The sequence below is a fragment of the Actinomadura logoneensis genome, from assembly GCF_003428695.1.
GTDB classification, from domain to species: domain Bacteria; phylum Actinomycetota; class Actinomycetes; order Streptosporangiales; family Streptosporangiaceae; genus Spirillospora; species Spirillospora logoneensis.
Window position 1 is genome coordinate 1 of the sequence record NZ_QURH01000142.1, and the last position, 2,308, is coordinate 2,308.

3 protein-coding genes and 2 pseudogenes are annotated in these 2,308 nt (G+C 77.3%); all 5 read right to left on the minus strand.

Annotated elements, in window-relative coordinates; genetic code table 11:
* On the minus strand, window positions 1-592 hold a 592-nt coding region (locus tag DZF91_RS07405; RefSeq protein ID WP_328589138.1), incomplete at its 3' end, for a thiamine pyrophosphate-binding protein.
* A complete protein-coding gene (locus DZF91_RS41875) occupies window positions 562-846 on the minus strand; it encodes a cyclase family protein (protein WP_235834143.1) in 285 nt (94 codons plus the stop codon). The genes DZF91_RS41875 and DZF91_RS07405, both read right to left, overlap by 31 nt.
* 118 nt (window positions 847-964) lie before the next feature.
* Window positions 965-1,384: pseudogene (locus DZF91_RS41880) on the minus strand (cyclase family protein); the annotation flags it as partial.
* A gap of 97 nt (window positions 1,385-1,481) precedes the next feature.
* Window positions 1,482-2,087 carry a MarR family winged helix-turn-helix transcriptional regulator gene (locus DZF91_RS07415; protein ID WP_117356740.1) on the minus strand — a complete coding sequence of 202 codons (606 nt, stop codon included), beginning with the start codon at window positions 2,085-2,087 and terminating at the stop codon, window positions 1,482-1,484.
* A pseudogene (locus DZF91_RS07420) lies at window positions 2,087-2,308 on the minus strand (hypothetical protein); the annotation flags it as partial. The pseudogene DZF91_RS07420 and the gene DZF91_RS07415, both read right to left, overlap by 1 nt.

Genomic DNA, 2,308 nt, shown 5'->3' on the forward strand with positions numbered 1-2,308 from the left:
CCAGCTGCGGGACGGTCGGCTGCCAGGCCGTCCCGGTCGCGTGCGGGGCGCGCGGGACGCACGCGTCCGGGCCGGTGTAGGGCGCGCTCTGCACGTCCAGCGGCAGCCCGAGCAGGACCGTCCGGCGGGCGGCGACGGCGGTCCGGCAGGCGCGCGCGAGGTCCGACAGCGCCGTCTGCGGGCTGTGGATCCGCTCCGGGACGGCCCCGACGGCCAGCGCCAGCGCCGCCTGGTCGATCCGGAAGTTGGACCGCACCGCCGCCGCGGCGACCTCGCCGGTGAGCACCAGCAGCGGCGTGCGGCTCTTGGCGGCCTCGGTGACGCCGGTGAGCGCGTTGGTCAGGCCCGGCCCCTGGTGGACGCTGACCACGCCGAGCCCGCCGCCGACCCGCGCGTAGGCGTCCGCCATCGTCGCCGCGCCGCCCTCGTGCCGGGCCGCGACGTACCGCGCGCCGCCCTCGACCACCGCGTTGGTGACCTCGAAGTTGCCGCTGCCGGCGACCCCGAACACCGTGCGCGCGCCGAGCCGCGCCAGGGCCCGTCCGACCGCGCGGGCGACGTTCACCGGTCGACCAGCGCGAGCACCCGGCACGGGCTCCCGGACCCGCCCGCGATCGGCAGGGGCGCGGCGACCAGCACCGCCCCGCGCGCCGGAAGGCGGCCCAGGTTCCGCAGCTGGGTGAGCCCGTACTTGCCCGCGCCCAGCAGGTGGGAGTGGCACGGGAACGGCGGGTCGAACCCGTGCGCCGCGCCCGCGTCGGTCCCGACCGTCTCGACGCCGATGCCGAGGATCGGCGTCTCCTCGGCCAGCCACCGCGCGCACGCAGGGGAGATCCCGGGCCACACGCCGTCGTTGAGGAACGCGTCGGCGTCGTCGGAGCGCGCGTCCCAGCCCGTCGTCGGCGTCGTCGGAGCGCGCGTCCCAGCCCGTCCGGTAGAGCAGCCATCCGCCGTCGGGCAGCGGCCCGTACGCCTTCTCCCACTCGCGCACGTGGTCGGCCTCCAGCAGGAATCCCGGATCGGCCCGCGCGTGCGCGGACGCGTCGAGCACGACCGCGGGCGCGACCAGGCGGCGCGGCGCGACCTGGGAGACGTCCTCCCCGCCGCGTCCGGTCGCCCAGTGGACGGGCGCGTCGAAGTGGGTGCCGACGTGCTCGCCGGTGACGATGTCGTTCCAGTACCAGCCGGGGCCGCGCTCGTCGTACCGGCTGATCTCGCGCAGCGAGAACGGCGCCGTGCCGGCGAACGGCTCGGGGAGCCGGAGGATCGGGGTCCGCTCCGACAGCGGCGCGGTCAGGTCCACCACGTCCAGCGAGCCGTCCGCGACCGCGGCGGCGACGGCGGCGGCGGCGATGCTCCCGGCTGAGAGCGCGGAATCGGTCACGGCGGCCTCCCCAATCCCCAGGATGTCCGAAGCGTCCGGTTTCCCGAACGTAACCGCACCGATCCGCCTTGAAAAGGCGCGCGCCGGACCCGTTGATCTAGCCGGCGTGGCGGGCGAGCGTGCCCTCCAGGAGGGACAGCAGCTCGGCCAGCGCGGACGCGAGTTCGGCGTTGCGCTCCGGGCCGAGGCCGTCCAGCAGGGACGTCTCGTACCCGACCTGCTCGGTGAGCAACCGGTCCATCAGGGCGCGGCCGTCCTCGCTCAGGGAGACGTGCTGGACGCGCCGGTCGCGCTCGTCGGCGCGGCGCTCCACGAGCCCGCGGGCGGCGAGCGAGCGCAGGCGCTTGGTGACCGCCGCGCCGGACGCGAACGTCTCGCGGGCGAGCCGTCCCGGGGTCGCGCCGGACCCGAGCCGGTAGAGGGCGGTGAGCGTGTCGTACTCGGCGCGGGTCAGCCCGGCGCGGCCGAGCGGCGTCCCGGCGGCGTGCTGGAGCAGCGCCGCGCAGCGGTTCACCCGTCCGATCACGGCCATGGGCGTGGTGTCGAGGTCGGGGCGCAGCTCCCGCCACTGCCGCAGCACCTCGGTCACCGCGTCCTGCGCCCCGCCCGGACTCCCGGACGGCACCGGGGACGCCGGCGGCGGCTGGGCGGGTTTCTCTGTCCGCGAGGCGGGCGGCGGAGCGGGCGGGTCCTGGTCGGTCATCAGGCGGCCTTTCCTTCCGTGGGGACGGCGGCGAGCGCGGCGAGGGCGAGGTGGCCGTCGCGTTCGGCCGCTTCCACGCGTTCGGCGGGCAGGGCGCGCTGCCACCACTCCCCTTCGGCGACGTCCACGGCGTCCCGCAGGTCGAGGAGGGCCGCGGTGAGCCGGTCGCGCAGCGCCACGACCGCGGCGGCCGGCGCGCCGGTCACCGCGCGCGCCTCGGC

Excerpts from the sequence above, each read along its gene's own strand:
- DZF91_RS07415 (WP_117356740.1), bottom strand. The coding sequence starts at position 2,087 with ATGACCGACCAGGACCCGCCCGCTCCGCCGCCCGCCTCGCGGACAGAG.